The organism is Brevibacterium sp. FAM 27836, assembly GCF_051351055.1.
Classification (GTDB): Bacteria; Actinomycetota; Actinomycetes; order Actinomycetales; family Brevibacteriaceae; genus Brevibacterium.
Window position 1 is genome coordinate 3,123,823 of record NZ_CP195711.1, and the last position, 18,024, is coordinate 3,141,846.

At 65.6% G+C, this 18,024-nt stretch carries 17 protein-coding genes; 6 read left to right on the plus strand and 11 right to left on the minus strand.

Features of this window, described 5'->3' with window-relative positions; genetic code table 11:
- Window positions 1–8: 8 nt before the first annotated feature.
- The 7 genes from ACSE4D_RS13970 to sdhC form a co-directional block, all read right to left on the minus strand.
- Window positions 9–2,123 carry an acyltransferase family protein gene (locus ACSE4D_RS13970; RefSeq protein WP_436326114.1) on the minus strand — a complete coding sequence of 705 codons (2,115 nt, stop codon included), beginning with the start codon at window positions 2,121–2,123 and terminating at the stop codon, window positions 9–11.
- Between the two features lie 195 nt (window positions 2,124–2,318).
- Entirely contained in the window at window positions 2,319–2,489 is a 171-nt protein-coding gene (locus ACSE4D_RS13975; RefSeq protein WP_167854462.1) for a hypothetical protein, read from the minus strand.
- Between the two features lie 361 nt (window positions 2,490–2,850).
- Window positions 2,851–4,080: a D-alanyl-D-alanine carboxypeptidase family protein gene (locus tag ACSE4D_RS13980; protein WP_425118890.1), complete on the minus strand. Its 1,230-nt coding sequence runs from the start codon at window positions 4,078–4,080 to the stop codon at window positions 2,851–2,853.
- Between the two features lie 249 nt (window positions 4,081–4,329).
- A complete protein-coding gene (locus ACSE4D_RS13985) occupies window positions 4,330–5,118 on the minus strand; it encodes a succinate dehydrogenase iron-sulfur subunit (protein ID WP_425118889.1) in 789 nt (262 codons plus the stop codon).
- Window positions 5,118–6,878, minus strand: a complete 1,761-nt coding sequence (sdhA, locus tag ACSE4D_RS13990) for a succinate dehydrogenase flavoprotein subunit (RefSeq protein WP_425118888.1) — start codon at window positions 6,876–6,878, stop codon at window positions 5,118–5,120. Before sdhA ends, ACSE4D_RS13985 begins: the two co-directional genes overlap by 1 nt.
- A 9-nt stretch (window positions 6,879–6,887) precedes the next feature.
- Window positions 6,888–7,337 carry a succinate dehydrogenase hydrophobic membrane anchor subunit gene (locus ACSE4D_RS13995; RefSeq protein ID WP_135541422.1) on the minus strand — a complete coding sequence of 150 codons (450 nt, stop codon included), beginning with the start codon at window positions 7,335–7,337 and terminating at the stop codon, window positions 6,888–6,890.
- Between the two features lies 1 nt (window position 7,338).
- Window positions 7,339–7,716 carry a succinate dehydrogenase, cytochrome b556 subunit gene (gene sdhC / locus ACSE4D_RS14000; protein WP_135541421.1) on the minus strand — a complete coding sequence of 126 codons (378 nt, stop codon included), beginning with the start codon at window positions 7,714–7,716 and terminating at the stop codon, window positions 7,339–7,341.
- A 367-nt stretch (window positions 7,717–8,083) separates the two neighbouring features.
- On the opposite strand from sdhC, the gene ACSE4D_RS14005 reads away from it, so the two are divergent.
- The 5 genes from ACSE4D_RS14005 to ACSE4D_RS14025 all read left to right on the plus strand — a co-directional run bounded on the left by ACSE4D_RS14005 (window position 8,084) and on the right by ACSE4D_RS14025 (window position 13,342).
- Entirely contained in the window at window positions 8,084–9,193 is a 1,110-nt protein-coding gene (locus tag ACSE4D_RS14005; RefSeq protein WP_425118887.1) for a mannose-1-phosphate guanylyltransferase, read from the plus strand.
- A gap of 147 nt (window positions 9,194–9,340) precedes the next feature.
- Window positions 9,341–10,513, plus strand: a complete 1,173-nt coding sequence (locus ACSE4D_RS14010) for an amidohydrolase (protein WP_425118885.1) — start codon at window positions 9,341–9,343, stop codon at window positions 10,511–10,513.
- Between the two features lie 97 nt (window positions 10,514–10,610).
- Window positions 10,611–11,759 carry a BMP family ABC transporter substrate-binding protein gene (locus tag ACSE4D_RS14015; RefSeq protein WP_425118884.1) on the plus strand — a complete coding sequence of 383 codons (1,149 nt, stop codon included), beginning with the start codon at window positions 10,611–10,613 and terminating at the stop codon, window positions 11,757–11,759.
- A 42-nt stretch (window positions 11,760–11,801) separates the two neighbouring features.
- Window positions 11,802–12,905 (plus strand): adenosine deaminase, encoded by a 1,104-nt coding sequence (locus ACSE4D_RS14020; RefSeq protein WP_135541551.1) that lies wholly within the window; start codon window positions 11,802–11,804, stop codon window positions 12,903–12,905.
- Window positions 12,902–13,342, plus strand: coding sequence for a hypothetical protein (locus ACSE4D_RS14025; RefSeq protein WP_226829721.1), 441 nt, complete (start codon window positions 12,902–12,904; stop codon window positions 13,340–13,342). Before ACSE4D_RS14020 ends, ACSE4D_RS14025 begins: the two co-directional genes overlap by 4 nt.
- A gap of 70 nt (window positions 13,343–13,412) precedes the next feature.
- Here ACSE4D_RS14025 and ACSE4D_RS14030 read toward each other — a convergent pair whose 3' ends face one another.
- From ACSE4D_RS14030 to ACSE4D_RS14045, 4 genes are all read right to left on the minus strand, one after another.
- Window positions 13,413–14,606, minus strand: a complete 1,194-nt coding sequence (locus ACSE4D_RS14030; RefSeq protein ID WP_436326115.1) for an FAD-dependent monooxygenase — start codon at window positions 14,604–14,606, stop codon at window positions 13,413–13,415.
- An 18-nt stretch (window positions 14,607–14,624) separates the two neighbouring features.
- Window positions 14,625–15,335: a hypothetical protein gene (locus ACSE4D_RS14035; protein WP_135541413.1), complete on the minus strand. Its 711-nt coding sequence runs from the start codon at window positions 15,333–15,335 to the stop codon at window positions 14,625–14,627.
- Window positions 15,336–15,455: 120 nt separating this feature from the next.
- Window positions 15,456–16,148 (minus strand): GNAT family N-acetyltransferase, encoded by a 693-nt coding sequence (locus tag ACSE4D_RS14040; RefSeq protein WP_135541411.1) that lies wholly within the window; start codon window positions 16,146–16,148, stop codon window positions 15,456–15,458.
- 4 nt (window positions 16,149–16,152) lie between these two features.
- Window positions 16,153–16,647 carry a MarR family winged helix-turn-helix transcriptional regulator gene (locus ACSE4D_RS14045; protein WP_135541409.1) on the minus strand — a complete coding sequence of 165 codons (495 nt, stop codon included), beginning with the start codon at window positions 16,645–16,647 and terminating at the stop codon, window positions 16,153–16,155.
- Between the two features lie 197 nt (window positions 16,648–16,844).
- Here ACSE4D_RS14045 and sucC point away from each other — a divergent pair, with 197 nt between their 5' ends.
- A complete protein-coding gene (gene sucC / locus ACSE4D_RS14050) occupies window positions 16,845–18,014 on the plus strand; it encodes an ADP-forming succinate--CoA ligase subunit beta (RefSeq protein ID WP_135541407.1) in 1,170 nt (389 codons plus the stop codon).
- Window positions 18,015–18,024 lie beyond the last annotated feature (10 nt).

Consider the following 18,024-nt stretch of genomic DNA (forward strand, 5'->3'; position numbering starts at 1 on the left):
GTGGTCGGTTATGAATCGGCGGCGTCCGAGAACATCTGCCGTTCTACCTCCGCGGCCAGAGTGCGCACATACTGATGGGTCAGATGGTTCCAGTCACGGAAGACCAGGACGTTTCCGATCACGGGTTGCACGTGACCGTCTTGGATGAGTGATTCGCTCAGGTCGAGATGGATGAAGCTGTCGGTATCGAAGACATCCGCAGCGGGATTGGTCTCGGCCAGAACCGACTCGGCGGGTACGGTGCATGAGCGTCGGCTCGGGTCCTCGCCGACGCAGACGCGCGGATCGACATGCTCGCCGTCGCCGAGTTGCAGCCACGGAGTGTCGCGAACGGCGAAGATCGTGTTCTCCTCTTCGGCCAGACGCTCGAAGACGTCGATGTACTCGTCCGGGACGTAGTCAGGCTCCTCCTCCTGGTCTCCGGTGGGTCGGGTCGAGGACATGAATATGCCCTCCGAAGGCGGATGCAGTCTGATGTGTTCTTCGACCTTTCGTGACCACGAGATGCAGTCCGTATCATCGGTGGGACTGTAGTACAGAGGGCAGCCGGCGCGGGTGAAAGGCACGATCCGGATGCCTCGGCGCTTGCCGATGATGTCGAGAGCACCAAGCCACTGTTCGCTGTGTGATCCGCCGACGACATACAGTGATCGCTCCGAGTCGGTGTCACCGTACCAGCACGGATCGCCGTCGGCTTTGTCGAAGATGATCGAGTCGTCGCTCTGCGGTGTCGTGCATCGGTCGGCCTCCGTCGGCGGCATCATCGGGTCCCGTGAGGCCAGGCCCGGCATGATCGGCACATCGAGGCGTGGTTCGATTCCGTCGAGGATCTCGCCGGCACCCGGGTAGGAGTCGGGGCGGCCTTCGGCGATGACAGCCGAGATCTTGTGCTCGACGTAGGCCCTGTTCGCGACGAGACCAACGGCCCAGGCCGGGGGAGAGACGAGGAGGAGGACCAGAACCGCCACCATGCCGACCCGCGCCCGGGCGATGGTGGAAGGCAGCGGCTCCGGCCCCGTCCGCTGGCGCAGTGGGATTTCCACCCACCGATGCGTGAGCTCGGCCAGCAGCAGAGAAGCGAGAATCACCGGGACGCCGACGAGAGGGTTCTTCGCATCGATGCCGGTGACTCTGACGGTGAGGATGAGCAGCGGCCAATGCCACAGGTACAAGGAGTAGGCGATCGTGCCGAGGCGGGTCAGCGGAGCCGACTCCAAAACTCGGATGATGATCGGTGGCTTCCTCTGGCGAACGAGACCGGCCCCGATGAGAAGCAGAGCACCGAGGAGGGGAACGAGAGTCAGGGGCCCCGGGAACTGTTCGGCACCGTCGAAGAACAGCCCGACGGAGAAGATCATGACCACTCCGACCCATGACAGCACGGCACTGAGCCACCGTGGCCATGATGAGCCTCGGATGCGCTCGGCGTCGAACAGCACCAGGCCGAGGAGCGCACCGGCACCGATCTCCCAGAAGCGTGAGAAGGTCGAGTAGTAGTTCACCCCCTGATCGCCGGCGAGGGCCATCCAGGTCGCACAGAGGAGCGAGAGCATCGACAACAGGGCGATGATCCACACCAGTGGACGCATCCGCACCCGTGCCGAACGGCCACGTGAGGCGAAGACGAGTGCGATGATCGCAATATAGATTTGGAACTGGACCGACATCGACCACAGATGCTGCAGGGGACTGCTGTCGATTCCCGCTGCATCGTAATCGGAACCGAGAGAGACGAAACGCCAGTTGATCCAGAAGCTCGCGGCGGCTGAAGCATCCGTCAGCCACTGTCCCCAGTCCAGATGCGGGTAGAAGATGAGGACTCCGCCGACGGTCGTGGCGACGACTGCGAGGAGCGCGGGGAGCAGACGCAGGAGGACGCGCAGCACCGAACGGGCGAAGGAACGTCCGTCGAGTCGCTCAGCGTTGCGGATCTGTGAAGACAGGAGGAGTGTGCCACCGAGGAAGAGGAACACATCCACCCCGGAGGAGACACGTCCGATGAAGACGTGGAAGATGACGACCAAAGCGATGGAGAACCCGCGGAGCCCCTCGAGATGCTGAAATCGGGTCGACGCTGCGGGGGAAGCGTCCAGGTGCGCAGAATCAGTGCGGAGATCAGACATAGCCGGTGGGGTTGGGAGGTCTCTTCGGCATTCACAGTATCGGGAATCGATGCGCTGAGCGAATGGGCATGCTCACGGCGATCGTCGGCTGCGTCGGACCCGGCCGCCGGAGGCCGGAGGCCGGAGTGAATGAGCAGACGCCCACGCGCTGCGTAAAACCCGGCAGCGAGTGGGCGTCCTCTTCAGTTCAGGCGGTCAGGCGGCTGCCATCGGCGTGATCTCGCGCAGCGAGGTGCCGGTGAACAGCACGATGCGACCGGTCGAATCTTCGATCGTGGTCTCACCGCGGGATTCGCGGCTGATCTTGGGATCGATCATTCCTGCGTGGATGAGTCCGCGCTGGACCCACTGTGGGAACTCAGACATGGTTCCCTCCTTTCTTCGGTTGTGAATAGCAGGCAACTACGCACGCTATTCGTCAGGTTCTGAAGTCGGCGACTGGGTGATCGCCAATGGGGATCTGCGTTTCGAAGAGACACGGTGTCCGGAACATTCATCTGCAAGGGCGAACCAGGATCGGGGCCTACGACTCTCACTGTCGGTCGTCAGGAGCAACTCATCGACCGGTTCGATGAATGCGGACAACTTCGAACGCAAAGAATCAGCATATCCGACGCGAGCGAGAATTGTCCACTCGAGGCCCGTGAGGTCATAGATGCGCGGCCGGTGACCGCCGTGAGACCTTCGTCGAGAAGGGTGCTTCGTGCCGATGCAGGGCGACGAGAGCTCAGCGACGCCCCTGCATGCGCGCCCGCAGCCTGACCCAGAACACGGCAGTGAGGGTGAGCAGAACGACGCCCACGGCAAGCAGTCCGAGAGCGAGGGGATTGTCCATCGCCGCACCCAAGGACCGAGACGCCACCGAGGCAGCCGCCCCCTCCGATTCTTCGGGCGTCGACTTCTCCGCCGACGCCGCTGCCGTCCCTTCGTCGGTTCCACCGGCATCGCTGCCGCTGCCCGAAGCGGTGGGGTCCGCCTCGGCGGTTGCCTGAGTCCCCACCGGAACGGTCTGCAGCGATTTCGGATCCTTCTGCGCGAAGTCCCATTCGAGGAGGTCGACGGCGGCCTGCCGGGAGTTGTTGTCGATGCCGAGCATCGTCGCCACGACACGGTGTCCGTCTCGTTCGGCTACGGCCACATACGAGCCCTTCGCGGCGCGAGTGAAGCCGTTCTTCAGACCCAGTCCGCCGTCGACCTGCCCGACGATCTTTGTGTGGTTCTGAATCTCGTAGCCTTTGAACTTCTCTTTCGTCTGCGGATTCTTCCCGCCGGGGAATTTATAAGTCTCGGTCCCGATGACCTTCATGAGATAGTCGTCCTCGCAGACGGCCCACGCGAGCTTCATGAGGTCCTCGGCGCTCGTGTACTGCCCCTTCGCGTCGAGGCCCGAGGTGTTCACCGCATGCGTGTTCTCCAGCCCCAGCTCGGCGGCCTTGTCGTTCATGAGCTTCACGGCCTTGTCCTGACCACCGGCGGCCCGCCCGAGGGCGTTCGCGGCATCATTGGCACTCGACATCAGCATGGCGTGGAAGAGCAGATCGACCGTGTAGCTGTTCGTCTGCATGAGCCCGACCTTCGTCCCGTCGATCTCCATGTCCTCGAATTCGGCCTTGACCTTCTGCTTCTTGTCATCGAGCACATCGACGAGAGCGAGAGCCGTGAGCAGTTTGATCGTCGAAGCCGGTGCGTGCCGCTTCTCGATGTTCTTCGCCGCATGCAGATTCCCACTGTCGAGGTCACCGACGAGCCAGGAGACGCCCACCGGCTTCGGCGGCTTCGCCCCATCGCCGAGGTCGTCAGGCGTCACGTACGCCGGAGCCGTCGACTCCGCCGGCTGTGGCGCTGCCTTCGCCGGTGCGGGGGAGTAGGCGAGCTGGGCCGCGACCAGAACTGTTGCGGCCACGGCACCGAGGAGCAGTGCGAGCAGTGAGGAAGCTGACGAGCGGGTGAAACGCATGCGCCCCAGTCTACTTTCGCGTCCGTCCCGCTGTCCTCAGGTTTGCCTCACCCGCACCGAAGTGACGCAGGTCGTGCTCCTCCACCCGCGCCGAGGCGCCGTCCTCCACCAGCGCCGCCGCGCCGCCCTCCATCGGCGCCGAGGCGCCGTGAACCGGACGCCCCCACCGGAACCGAGGCGGCAGAATGCGAAAACGGCCCCGCACCCATCGGTGCGGGGCCGCAGCAGTAGGACTTCAGGCAGTCGCGATCAGAAGGCGCGCTGCAGGATCGCCTGCTTCACCTCGGCGATGGCCTTGGTGATCTCGATGCCGCGAGGGCAGGCCTCGGTGCAGTTGAAGGTGGTGCGGCAGCGCCACACGCCTTCCTTGTCGTTGAGGATCTCGAGGCGCATGTCGCCGCCCTCGTCACGCGAATCGAAGATGAAACGGTGCGCGTTGACGATCGCGGCCGGTCCGAAGTACTGACCGTCGGTCCAGAACACGGGGCACGAGGAGGTGCAGGCCGCGCAGAGGATGCACTTCGTGGTGTCGTCGAAGGCCGCACGCTCTTCGGCCGACTGCAGACGCTCTCGGGTGGGCTCGTGACCGGAGGTGACGAGGAACGGCATGACCTCACGGTACGACTGGAAGAAGGGCTCCATGTCGACGATCATGTCCTTCTCGAGCGGAAGACCCTTGATCGCCTCGACGATGATGGGCTTCGACGTGTCGAGGTCCTTCAGCAACGTCTTGCAGGCCAGGCGGTTGCGGCCGTTGATGCGCATCGCATCGGAGCCGCAGACGCCGTGGGCGCAGGACCGGCGGAAGGACAGCGAGCCGTCGATCTCCCATTTGATCTTGTGGAGGGCATCCAGCACACGGTCGGTGCCGTACATCGTGATGTTGTATTCCTCCCAGTGCGGCTCCGAATCGAGTTCGGGGTCGAACCGTGCAATCTGGAAGGTGCAGTCGAAGGACGGAATGCTTCCGCCTTCGCCCGAGACATGCTCGGGCAGATCGATCTTCGAGGCTGGCTCTGGGGTGGTGTCGGTGCTCATCAGTACTTACGCTCCATCGGCTGGTAACGGGTGACGATGACGGGCTTCGTCTCAAGACGCATGCCCTTGATGCCGTCGGTCTCCGCTTCGGGATCGAGGTAGGTCATCGTGTGGTGCATGAACTTCTCGTCATCACGATCGGGGAAGTCCTCACGGAAGTGTCCGCCGCGCGATTCCTTGCGGTGGATGGCCGCGACGGAGATGACCTCGGCGAGTTCGAGCAGGAAGCCCAGCTCGACAGCCTCGAGCAGATCGAGGTTGTAGCGCTTGCCGCGGTCCTGGATGCCCACGTTGTTGTAGCGTTCGCGCAGCTTGGCGATCTCGTCGAGTGCCTCGCGCAGAGTCTCGTCGGTGCGGAACACCTGGACGTTGGAGTCCATGATCTCCTGCAGATCCTTGCGGATGGCGCCGATGCGTTCGGTGCCATCCGAGGTGCGCATCTTCTCGAGCATCTCGACGACCTGTGTCTCCGGGCTCTCCGGAAGTTCCACGGAATCGGCGGTCTGGGCGTATTCCGCGGCGGCGATGCCGGCGCGTTTGCCGAAGACGTTGATGTCGAGAAGCGAGTTCGTGCCCAGACGGTTCGAGCCGTGCACGGACACACAGGCGCATTCGCCTGCGGCGTAGAGGCCGGGCACGACGGTGTCGTTGTCGCCGAGGACCTCGGCCTTGATGTTCGTCGGGATGCCGCCCATGGCGTAGTGCGCGGTCGGGAACACCGGCACGGGCTCGGTGTAGGGCTCGACACCGAGGTAAGTGCGGGCGAACTCCGTGATGTCCGGCAGCTTGGCATCGATATGCGCCGGTTCGAGGTGGGTGAGGTCGAGGAGGACGTAGTCCTTGTTCGGACCGCAGCCGCGACCCTCACGGACCTCGTTGGCCATCGAACGCGCGACGATGTCACGCGGAGCGAGGTCCTTGATCGTCGGGGCGTAGCGCTCCATGAAGCGCTCACCGTCGGAGTTGCGGAGGATTCCGCCTTCACCGCGAGCTGCCTCGGAGAGCAGGATGCCCAGGCCGGCGAGGCCTGTGGGGTGGAACTGGAAGAACTCCATGTCCTCGAGCGGGATGCCGCGGTTGTAGGTCACGGCCATTCCGTCGCCTGTCAGGGTGTGGGCGTTCGACGTGGTCTTGAAGACCTTGCCGACTCCGCCGGTGGCGAAGACGACCGACTTGGCCTGGAAGATGTGGATCTCGCCGGTGGCCAGTTCGTAGGCCACGACGCCGGCCGGGCGCTTGACCCCCTCGACCTCGGTCATGACGAGGTCGAGGACGTAGAACTCGTTGTAGAACTCCACGCCGTGCTTGACGCACTGTTGGTACAGGGTCTGGAGGATCATGTGGCCGGTGCGGTCGGCCGCGTAGCAGGAACGGCGCACGGCCGACTTGCCGTGGTCACGGGTGTGACCGCCGAAGCGACGCTGGTCGATCTTGCCTTCGGGGGTGCGGTTGAAGGGCAGCCCCATCTTCTCGAGATCGAGCACGGCGTCGATGGCTTCCTTGGCCATCACCTCGGCGGCGTCCTGGTCGACCAGGTAGTCACCGCCCTTGACGGTGTCGAAGGTGTGCCATTCCCAGTTGTCCTCTTCCACGTTCGCCAGTGCGGCGCACATTCCGCCCTGGGCGGCACCGGTGTGCGAACGGGTGGGGTAGAGCTTCGTGAGAACGGCGGTCCGGGCGCGCTGGCCCGATTCGATCGCCGCACGCATGCCGGCGCCGCCGGCGCCGACGATGACGACGTCGTAATGATGTACCTGCATGTTTCTCCTTTAGGCCTTGCAGAACTCAGCCAGGACCGAGGGGTCCGCTCCGGCCGGGCAGGGATCGAACGTGAAGATGACGAGCGTGCCGAGCACGATGACGATGATCGAGGCGATGTAGAGGATCACCTGCAGAGCCATGCGGGTGCTGGGCTTCTCGGAGTAGTCCATGATGATGGTGCGCAGGCCGTTGGTGCCGTGCAGCATCGCCAGCCACAGCATGAGCAGATCCCAGATCTGCCAGAACGGGCTGGCCCACTTGCCTGCGACGAATCCGAAGTCGATGGCCTGGACGCCGTCGCCGGCCCACAGGTTGACGAACAGGTGGCCGAAGATGAGGATCACGAGGATGACGCCGGAGACGCGCATGAACAGCCATGCGAACATCTCGAACTTCGAACGCGTCGACTTGTGCCGGGAGTAGCCGGTCCGCGGAGCCGGAATGGATGTTGTGCTCATGTCAGCCTCCGAAAGTGTGCATCAGCTGGCGAGGAATGAAGGCGATCATGATGATGAGCCAAAGGACCATGACTCCCCAGAACAGCTTCTTCTGATTCTTCGGGCCACTCTTCGAGAAATCGACGAGAATGACGCGCAGCCCGTTGAACGCGTGGAACGCGATTGCGGCGACCAGGGCGATCTCACCGAATGCCATGACGGGTGTCTTGTAGGTTCCGATCACTGCGTTGTAGGCCTCGGGCGAGACGCGGACGAGTGCAGTATCGAGCACGTGGACCAGAAGGAAGAAGAAGATTCCGACGCCTGTGACGCGATGCGCGACCCAGGACCACATTCCTTCGTTTCCTCGGTACAGAGTGCCCGTAGACGCTTTGGCCACGGAGCATCCTCCATCTTGAGTATTGGGGTGTGTACGTCTAGAAACTACGCCGAAGACCGCTCCGGTGCCAGTCGAGACACCGCTCAGCGTGCCGGATCACACCTCAACCCTGGCAATTCCCTCAAAACTGGGATTTCCCGTCTCACGGATTTTCATTTACATCACAGTCGTGTGCGCTAAATGATGAGATCTCCGGTCTGACCTGCATGACCCTTGCGAGCCCCGCGGTTGACGCCGACGCGGTCCCCGACCGTCACCGAGGCGGCCCCGGGGTGGGGTTGTCCCCACCGCCACGCTGCGGCTGAGCTCCTCCGACACGGCGGACAACCTCGGGGAAGCGATGCCCGAACTCTGGGACACTGATTCCGTGAATACCCATTTCCACGCCATCATCCCCGCAGGCGGTTCGGGAACCCGCCTCTGGCCGCTGTCCCGTCGCGCCAACCCGAAGTTCCTCCACGATGTGCTCGGGCTCGGTCGCAGCCTGATCCAGGCCACCTGGGATCGGGTGGCCCCCATGGTCGGTGAGGACAAGGTCTGGGTGGTCACCGGCGAGACCCACCTCGACCAGGTCGCCTCCCAGCTGCCCGGGATCTCACGGACTCAGATCGTCGCCGAACCCTCACCCAAGGACTCCGCCGCGGCGATCGGCCTGGCCACCATGCTCATCGCCCGCGAAGACCCTGCGGCGATCGTCGGGTCGTTCTCCGCCGATCACTCGATCACGAACGTCGACGAGTTCCGCCTCGTCATCGACCAAGCCGTGGCCGCCGCCGAGACCGGGGACATCGTCACCGTCGGCATCATGCCCCGCAACCCCGCGACCGCCTACGGCTACATCAAGACCGGCGATCTGCTCGGCCTCGACGGGGCGCCCACCGCTCGTCGGGCGCTGGCGTTCGCGGAGAAGCCCGCCGCGAGCACTGCCCGTCGGTACGTGAATTCCGGACGCTACCGGTGGAACGCCGGCATGTTCATCTCCAAAGCGGAATCCCTGCTCGAGATCCTCGCCGAGGAGGACCCCGCCCTCTTCGCCGGACTCTCCCGGATCGCCGAGGCCTGGGACACCCCCGACCATCAGGAGGTGCTCGAGGAGGTGTGGCCGGGCCTGGAGAAGCGCGCCATCGACTATGTCGTGGCCGAACCCGCCGCTGCCGCCGGCCGTGTCATCGTCATCCCCGGCGACTTCGGCTGGGACGACGTCGGCGACTTCGACTCCGTGGCCCGACTGCGCCAGCCCGTGCCCGGCGAACCGCGTGGGGTCATCTCCATCGGCGGCAACACCGATCTGCTCGAAGTCGATGCCTCGGGCGTGGTCTTCTCCGAAGGGCCGCGGACGGTGGCGATCGTCGGACTCGAAGACCTCGTCGTCGTCGACACCGACGACGTTCTGCTCATCACCTCCCGCTCTCACGCTCAGGATGTGAAGAAGGCCGTGTCCGCGGCAGGGGAGCGGGGGCTCGACGAATTGCTCTGAGCCGATGCCCTTCGCGGGAAGTTGCCCTTCGTGGGAAGTATGTCGAAATTGGTCGCAGTGAGCACAGATGTGACGGTCTGTGCTTAGCATTGCTTCCAATGGTCGACACCAGCCATCCCCGAACTTCCCGCTGACGAAGGACCTGACATGATCAGCTCGACAATCGCTGAGATCGGTGCAGAGCTCATCGATTTCCGCCGCGACATCCATGCCCACCCGGAACTGTCCTTCCAAGAGTTCGAGACCACCGACAAGATCGTCGCCCGCCTCGAAGCCGCCGGGCTCCAGCCGCGGCGACTCGAGGGCACCGGCGTCGTCTGCGAGGTCGGGGAGGGGCCGGTGGCCGTGGGGCTGCGTGCCGATATCGACGCTCTGCCCGTCGACGACCTCATCGACGAGGAGTTCCGTTCGACGGTGCCCGGTGTCGCCCACGCCTGCGGCCACGATGTGCACCTGACCTCCCTCATCGGCGCCGGCATTGCCCTGCAGCGCATCCACGAGACCCGTCCCGGCGGACTCGGCGGTCGCGTCCGCCTGATCTTCCAGCCGGGCGAGGAGGTCACCCCGGGCGGGGCGCTGCGCGTGATCTCCCAGGGCGTCCTCGATGATGTGCCCGAGGTCTACGCCGTCCACTGCGATCCGAATGTCGACATCGGCAAGGTGGGTTCGCGCATCGGTGCGATCACGGCTGCCGGAGACACCGTCATCATCCGTCTCTCCGGGCACGGCGGGCACACCTCCCGGCCGCACCTGACCGAGGACCTCGTCTACGCCCTCGGCAAGCTCGCCACCGATCTGCCCTCGACGCTGGGCCGTCTCATCGACCCTCGCCACGCGATCTCTCTGGTGTGGGGTGAGATCAGCGCCGGTCATGCCGCGAACGTCGTTCCCAGCGAGGGGATTCTGCGCGGGACCCTGCGCTGTCTCGACGTCGACGGGTGGAACCAGGTCGCCGAGGTGCTTCCCGAACTCGTCGATCGCATCGCCGGTCCGTACGGAGTCGACGTCGATCTCGAGCACCGCCGAGGTGTGCCTCCCGTGGTCAACACCGAAGACCAGGTGACACTCATCGAATCCGCTGTGCGCGGTGAGCTGGGAGAGAACGCAGTGCAGCTGACTCCGCAGTCGATGGGCGGAGAGGACTTCGCCTGGTACCTCACCCACTGCCCGGGCGCGCTCATCCGGCTGGGCACCCGCACGCCCGGCGGCATCACCTATGACATCCATCAGGGTGATCTGCTCATCGACGAACGCGCGGTGGCCATCGCAGCCCGCGTCTTCACCGCCACCGCGCTCAGGGTCCTCGACCGTGATCGCTGATCTCCCGAGCCGCAGCTGAGCACGGGCCCCGCCGCCGCGGGCCCGGGCCTGCCGGCTGATTACCCTGCCCGCACCGCCGGCCGATAATCTAGGACTCATGAGGATGAGAGCCCGGTCCACCCTGCTGGCCGCACTCGGTGCGGTGAGCACGCTGGCGCTCGGCGCCTGCTCCGTGACCGCTCCCGAACCGCTCGAGGAGACCCGGCTGGGCTGCCTCGTCTCCGCTCCCGCCGGATTCGACGATCATGCGGCCGGTGCCCTCACACTCGCCGAAACGGAACTGGCCCGCGAAGCCGGTGTCTTCTCCGGCACCTCGAGCCAACGGGTCTCGGGAGGGTCGGCCACCTCGGCGGCCCTGGATCGGATGCACCGGCAGGACTGCGCACTGACCACGGTGATCGGACCCGGCGGTGCCGACGAGCTCGCCGACTTCGCCGCCGCGCATCCGAAGGAGCTCTTCCTCGGGGTCTCCAGCGGCACCGAAGACCTGCCGAAGAACGTGCTGAGCATCGACTTCGACCTCGTCCCGCCGGCGTTCATCGCCGGGTACACCGCGGCCACCGCCTCGGAGACGGGGAAGGTCGGCGTCGTCGTCTCCCACGGGTTCCCGCAGGCCGGGGCCATCCGCAGCGCCTTCGACGCCGGGGTCGATCTGTACAACGACGAGAAGGACGAAGGCGCGGCGACGGTGACGTCCTATCGCAGCACCACCGCCTCGGCAAGCAGGTCGATCTCCGATACCCGCACGGCCGGTGAGGACTATTTCGATGAGTCCTTCGACGATGACGCCGACGTCCTCGTGCCCTTCGGTTCGGCCGCAGCGATGGGGGTGGTGACCGCGGCGGACGAGAAGCGCAAGGATCTGGCCGAGGCCGCCGACGACACCGAGGTCGAGGACGAGAAGAGCCCGATCCTGCCGAAGCTCGTGTGGTACGGCACCGCGGGCGGGTTCTCGCAGTCGATCGTGGCGAGCATCGAACCCAACGTCCGCCGCGGGCTGCGCACGATGTTCCCCGACTGGCCGCAGAGCAAGAACCCCGACGAGGTGGCCCCCGCGCCGAAGCGCGGACCGGAGGAGATCAGCGGCTTCCGCGTCGGTGACCGGGGCTACATGGGCACGCTCGACAACGGCGGGGTCCGCATCATCGCCGAGGACGGGTTCCTCTCCCGCGTCTCCGATGCCGGTCGAGGCATCACGGACCTGCGCGAGCGGATCAAGAGCGGGGATATCGACCTGGAGAGATGATGAACGGCCGACGGCGGTGTCATCGGATAAGCTGAGACGGTGATGAATGTACCCGCCGGCGTCGCCTCCGACGACCCCATCCTGCAGCTGCCCAAAGTGTCCCTCCACGATCACCTCGACGGCGGGCTGCGCCCGTCGACGATGATCGAGCTGGCCGATCAGATCGGCCACACCCTGCCCGCCGCCGACGCGGAGTCGCTGGGCCGATGGTTCGCGGAATCCGCGAACTCCGGTGATCTCGTCCGCTACCTCGAGACCTTCTCTCACACCGTGGCCGTGATGCAGACCGAAGACAATCTGCGTCGCGTGGCCAAGGAATGGGTGCTCGACCAGGTCGCCGACGGCGTGTTCTATGCCGAGGCCCGGTGGGCTCCCGAACAGCATCTCGAGGGCGGGCTGGAGCTCGACACCGTCGTCGAGGCAGTCCAGGACGGGCTCGAGGCCGGTGTCTCGGAAGCTGCCGCCGAGGGCAAGTACATCCGCGTCGGCCAGCTCATCACCGCTATGCGTCAGGCCGACAATTCCCTGGCGATCGCGGAACTGGCCATCCGTCACCGTGAGAAGGGCTCGGAATCCGGTGTCGTCGGCTTCGACATCGCCGGACCGGAGAACGGCTTCCCGCCCTCGGCGCACCTCTCCGCGTTCAACGCCCTCCATCAGGCCTATGTGCCCGTGACGATCCACGCCGGTGAGGCCGCAGGCAAGGAATCCATCCACGAGGCGATCACCATCTGCCACGCTCAGCGTCTGGGCCACGGCGCCCGGATCGTCGAGGACATGGAGATCGTCGATGGAGAGGGACAGCTCGGCAGCCTCGCCGCGTGGGTCCTCGACCAGCAGATCCCGCTGGAGCTGTGCCCGAGCTCGAACCTGCAGACCGACATCGGCGGCACCATCGCCAGCCACCCGATCACGGGGCTGAAGGATCTCGGCTTCGCCGTGACCATCAACCCGGACAACCGGCTCATGTCCGGCACGTCCATGTCGCGGGAGATGCGTCTGCTCGTCGATGAGGCGGGATGGACGCAGACGGATCTCGAATGGGCCACCGTGAACGCGGTGACCGCTGCCTTCCTGCCGCTGGATGTGCGCGAGCGCATGCTCGACGAGATCCTCATCCCCGGATTCGCTCGGGTGAACATTTGAGTTCTCGCAGTGACCGGTCTGCCGTGCCCGGAGGCTCACAGGATCCTGCCGGGCACGGTGTCCCGACTCCGCGGGCGATGACCCTGGTCGTCGTCGTCCTCGGCATTCAGGCGCTGGCCCTGGTCGGTTCGGCGCTGTCGTTCATCATCACGGCCATCGGCGCGGGTGAGCTGGCCGCATCGCTGGTCGGCCTGGCCGTCATGTTCCTCATCTTCGCGGCCGGAGTCGGTGCCGCGGCACGTGGGGCGTGGCGGCTGCACCGGTGGGCGCGACCCGCGGCGATCGCGTTCGAGCTGCTCGTCATCGTCTTCGCCTTCAGCGTCATCGGCGGATCTCTGTGGCTGGGCCTGGCCTGCCTGCTCACCGCCATCGCCGTGATCATGGGCTTCTTCCTGCCCCCGGTCGTCGAGGCCTACAACCGCGCCCTGGCCGACTGAACCGCGCCCTGGCCGACTGAACCGCTGTGCCGTTTCGGCCGCGGGGACTCCTCACCGCGGGGGAGCGAACTCACCGAGGCGGAGCCGGCGGTGACCATCTCTGCACGCTCGCGGCCTGCGCGGCGATGACTCGCGAGGGAACGACCGAGAACACCGCGTTGCGGACCCGTGCCAACAGCGGGGAGTCGAGCTGGAACATATGCCCCATGAGACGTGACTTCCGGGCGATCGACTGTGAGCGCGGCCTGCGCAGCGCATCGTACCGGTGCAGGGCCTCATCGAGTTCTGCACGCAGCGCAGCACCGCGCTCAGCCAGCGGGGCGAGCAGCGCGGTCAGTGTCGCCGCGTCCTCGAGCGCCTGGCCGCCTCCCTGCCCGAGGTCGGGCGTCATCGCGTGCGCGGCATCGCCGAGGAGCACCACCCGGCCCCGATGGAATCGAGCCAACCGGTGGGAGAGGTCGCTGATCGGGGTGCGACGGACCGCCTCGGCGGGGGTGGCTTCGATGAGTTCGGCGATGGGGCGGTGCCAACCTGCGAACATCGCCTCGACGGTCGCCTTCTCACGGGCGAACACGGCATCCTGGGGCATGTTCGCCACGGCGAACCAGTAGACGCGGCCATCGGCCAGCGGAGCGATGCCGAAGCGGCGCCCGCATCCCACCGATTCCCCGGCGGCACGCTCCAGATCCACCGGCACCGAGGTGATGCCCCGCCACGCGGAATAACCGGAGTACCGCGGTGCGACCGTTCTTCCGGCGACGACTGAGCGGATCCGACTGTGCAGGCCGTCGGCGGCGATGATGAGGTCGAAACGCTGCTCGGCCGCAAGCTGTGCCTCGGAATCCGTGCCGACCGCACCCGCGGTGACAGTCAGGGTGCCGTCGGTCGCGGACGCGACCGCTGCCGCGTCGGTGCGGACGGTCCCCGGTGCCAGAGCCCCGAAGAGGATCCGGTGGAGATCGGCGCGGTCGACGATGCGCAGCGCCCCGACGGAGTCGTTGGGGACCTGGGCGATCCAGCGTCCATCGGCGCGACGCTGACCTGCGGCGAAACCTTCGACACTGCGGTCGGTCACCGCGTCGAAGTCCTCGGAGAGGCCCAATGCGTCCAGTGCCGCCAGACCGTTGGCGAAGATCGACAGACCCGAACCGCCGGCCCTGACTTCGGGAGCGCGTTCGAACACGGTCACCTCGGCACCGGCTCTCTGCAGCCCGACGGCCGCAGAGAGCCCGCCGATTCCGGCTCCGACGATGGCGATCTTCATAGGCTCACGCGACTGGTCTTACTGGAGGTAGTCGCCGCAGGCTTCGGTGAGGAAGTCGCCGGCGACTTCGCCCTCTTCCCCGAGGCTGATCGCCGTCATCTGGATACCCCACCACACGCGAGGTGAGCCGCCCCACTGCTGTCGGAACTCTTCGCGGCGGCCGGGATCCTCGGCGAGGTCGTCCGCGGCAAGACCGATCCGCTCCTGCGCGTCCTCGGCAGTGCAGCGCTTCTCGTCGTCCGGGCCCTTCGGATCGAGCTCGGGGATGTCCTTGTCGTCGACGTTCTTGAGCGTGAACGCCGAGTTGCCGATCTCCTCGACCTCGAAAGTGCCGTGGAGGAGCAGGAACGGGGAGAGGTCGTCATCGACGCTGTCCGCATCGAGGGTGACGCTGACACTGTCTGGGCTGTCGGCGGTCACGGTCATCTCTCCGGAGTCGGGCACTTCGGGATTGCCGGTGTGCACGTAGACCTTGAGGTAGGCCTCGGACTTCTTCTCGGCCGCCTCGGCGAGGCCCTGCCACAGCGGGTCGGTGTCCTTCGCCCCGCCGGGTGAGGAGTCGACGATGGACACCTTCGGCGCATCCTTGGGCGTCTCGATCGGCGTGACCTCCTCCTTGCTCACCGAAGGGCGGGGCTGGGGGCGGGTCTCCTCGGGAGTCGACACGCAGGCCGTCGTCGTGGCCAGCAGCGCAGCGGCGGACAGAAGGGCAAGGGGGCGAAGTCGCATGGTTCCTCGAGGTGTCGTCAGGGGCCGTGTGGTGTCAGTTCCAGCCTAATGTCCGCCCGTGCCCGAGCCCGGGCGGACGCGCGGCGAAACGGCGAACGGGCCGGCGACGCACAGAGGGCCTCAGCCGTGGCGGGCAGCGGCGATGAGCGCGCGCAGACTCTCACGCTGGCGGCCGTCTGCATCGAAGTTCGCCTCGTCGAACCAGGCCCGGTATCCCTGCCGCAGGGACGGCCATTCGCTGTCGATGATCGAGAACCACGCGGTATCGCGGTTGCGTCCCTTGACCACGAGGTGCTGACGGAACACGCCTTCGAAGGTGAAGCCGAAGCGCTCGGCCGCCCGCTTCGACGGCACATTGTCGTCATCGCACTTCCATTCGAAGCGGCGGAATCCGGAAGCGAAGACGAGCTCGGCGCAGAGGAAGAGCGCCTCGGTGGCCGCGGCGGTCCGCGACAGACTCGGACCCCAGAGGATGTGCCCGATCTCGATGACTCCGTTGGCGGCATCGATGCGCATGAGCGCCTGCCGCCCCAGCGCCCGACCGGTGGACCGGTCGACGACGGCGAAGAACAGGGGATCGGGGCTGCCGGCCGCCTCGGCGATCCAGGAATCGAACTCCCCGCGATCGGTCTGCGGAGTCTGCGGCAGGTACCGGAACCGGTCGTCGATCCCGGTCGGTGCCGTGACTTCCGCGAAGAGGTCATCGCCGTGAGCGGCCGAATCCAAGGGTTCGAGGTCGACGAATCGACCGTGGATCGTCTCTCGCCGAGGCGGCTGTGCGCCGGTGAAGTCCGTGAGGTCAGCAGGTGGCATGGTCTCAGTCCTCGTCGCTGTCGAATCCGGTGGAGAGCTCTCGGAGCAGGGACGCGAGATTGCGGCTTCCCGCGGCCGTGAGTCCGCTGAGGATCGCCCGTTCCTTCACGAGCAGATCGGCCAGTGCGGAGTCGACGGTGGCGCGACCGCTCTCGGTGAGGTGGACGAGCACCCCGCGTCGGTCTCCGGGATCCGGCCGACGTTCGACCCAGCCGCGGGTGACGAGCCGGTCGATGCGGTTGGTCATCGTCCCGCTGGTGACCAGGGTCTCCTGCAGCAGCGTCGAGGGGGAGAGCTGATAGGGTTCGCCCGAGCGGCGCAGGGCGGAGAGGACATCGAAGGCCCATCCCTCGATGCCGTAATCGGAGAAGCTCGACTTCCGAGCCAGATCCAACTGCCTGGCCAATCGCGAGACGCGGGAGAGGATCTCCATCGGAGAGACATCGAGGTCCGGACGCTCACGCCGCCAGGCTGCGACTATTCGATCTACTTCGTCCATGCAACGATTTTACGTCCATATCAAGAATCTTGACGCCAAAGATACTTTTTGACGAGACATTGCTTACCCCCAACGTCTATTTGACATGCGCGTTTGGATGGACGGGTGCCTTTGGGAATATGGTTGTCCTTGGTTGTTGCATCCGTCAACGAACCTGCAGGGGCCAACCACCCGGCAGCAGAAACGAAGGAATACACGTGGATCTTTTCGAGTATCAAGCACGTGACCTGTTCGAGAAGCACGGAGTGCCCGTGCTCAAGGCTCAGGTCGCGACGACGCCAGAAGAAGCGAAGAAGGCAGCCGAGGCTCTCGGCGGCGGAACCGTGGTCGTGAAGTCTCAGGTCAAGATGGGCGGCCGCGGAAAGGCCGGCGGCGTCAAGGTCGCGAAGAACCCTGATGAGGCCGAAGCCCGGGCCAAGGACATCCTCGGACTCGACATCAAGGGTCACGTCACCGAAAAGGTGATGATCGCCGAAGGTGCCGACATCGCGGAGGAGTACTACTTCTCCGTCCTCCTCGACCGCTCCAACCGCACCTATCTGGCCATGTGCTCGAAGGAAGGCGGCATGGAGATCGAGCAGCTCGCCGTGGAACGCCCGGAAGCGCTCGCCAAGATCCCCGTCTCCGCCATCGACGGCATCAACGATGCCAAGGCTGCCGAGATCGCCGAGGCTGCCGGCTTCGACGCCGACACCGCCGCGAAGATCGCTCCCGTCCTGACGAGCCTGTGGACCGTCTTCGAGTCCGAGGACGCCACCCTGGTCGAGGTCAACCCTCTGGTCAAGACCGGTGCCGGCGACATCATCGCCCTCGACGGCAAGGTCTCCCTGGACGACAACGCCGACTTCCGCCACAAGGAGCACGAGGAGCTGCGCGACATCAGCGCAGAGAACCCTCTCGAGCTCAAGGCCAAGAAGCTCGACCTCAACTACGTCAAGCTCGACGGCGAAGTCGGAATCATCGGCAACGGTGCGGGTCTGGTCATGTCGACCCTCGACGTCGTCGCCTACGCCGGTGAGAAGCACTCGAACGTCAAGCCCGCGAACTTCCTCGACATCGGAGGCGGCGCCTCGGCCGAGGTCATGGCCAACGGACTCGACGTCATCCTCGGCGATGACCAGGTCAAGTCCGTCTTCGTCAACGTCTTCGGCGGAATCACCGCCTGTGACGCCGTGGCCGACGGCATCGTCAAGGCCCTCGAGATCCTTGGGTCGCAGGCCACCAAGCCGCTGGTCGTCCGCCTCGACGGCAACAACGTGGAAGAGGGGCGCGCCATCCTGCAGAAGGCCGCGCACCCGCTCGTCACGCTCACTGACACGATGGACGGTGGAGCCGACAAGGCCGCCGAACTGGCTGCTGCCAAGTAAGGAAAGGTCT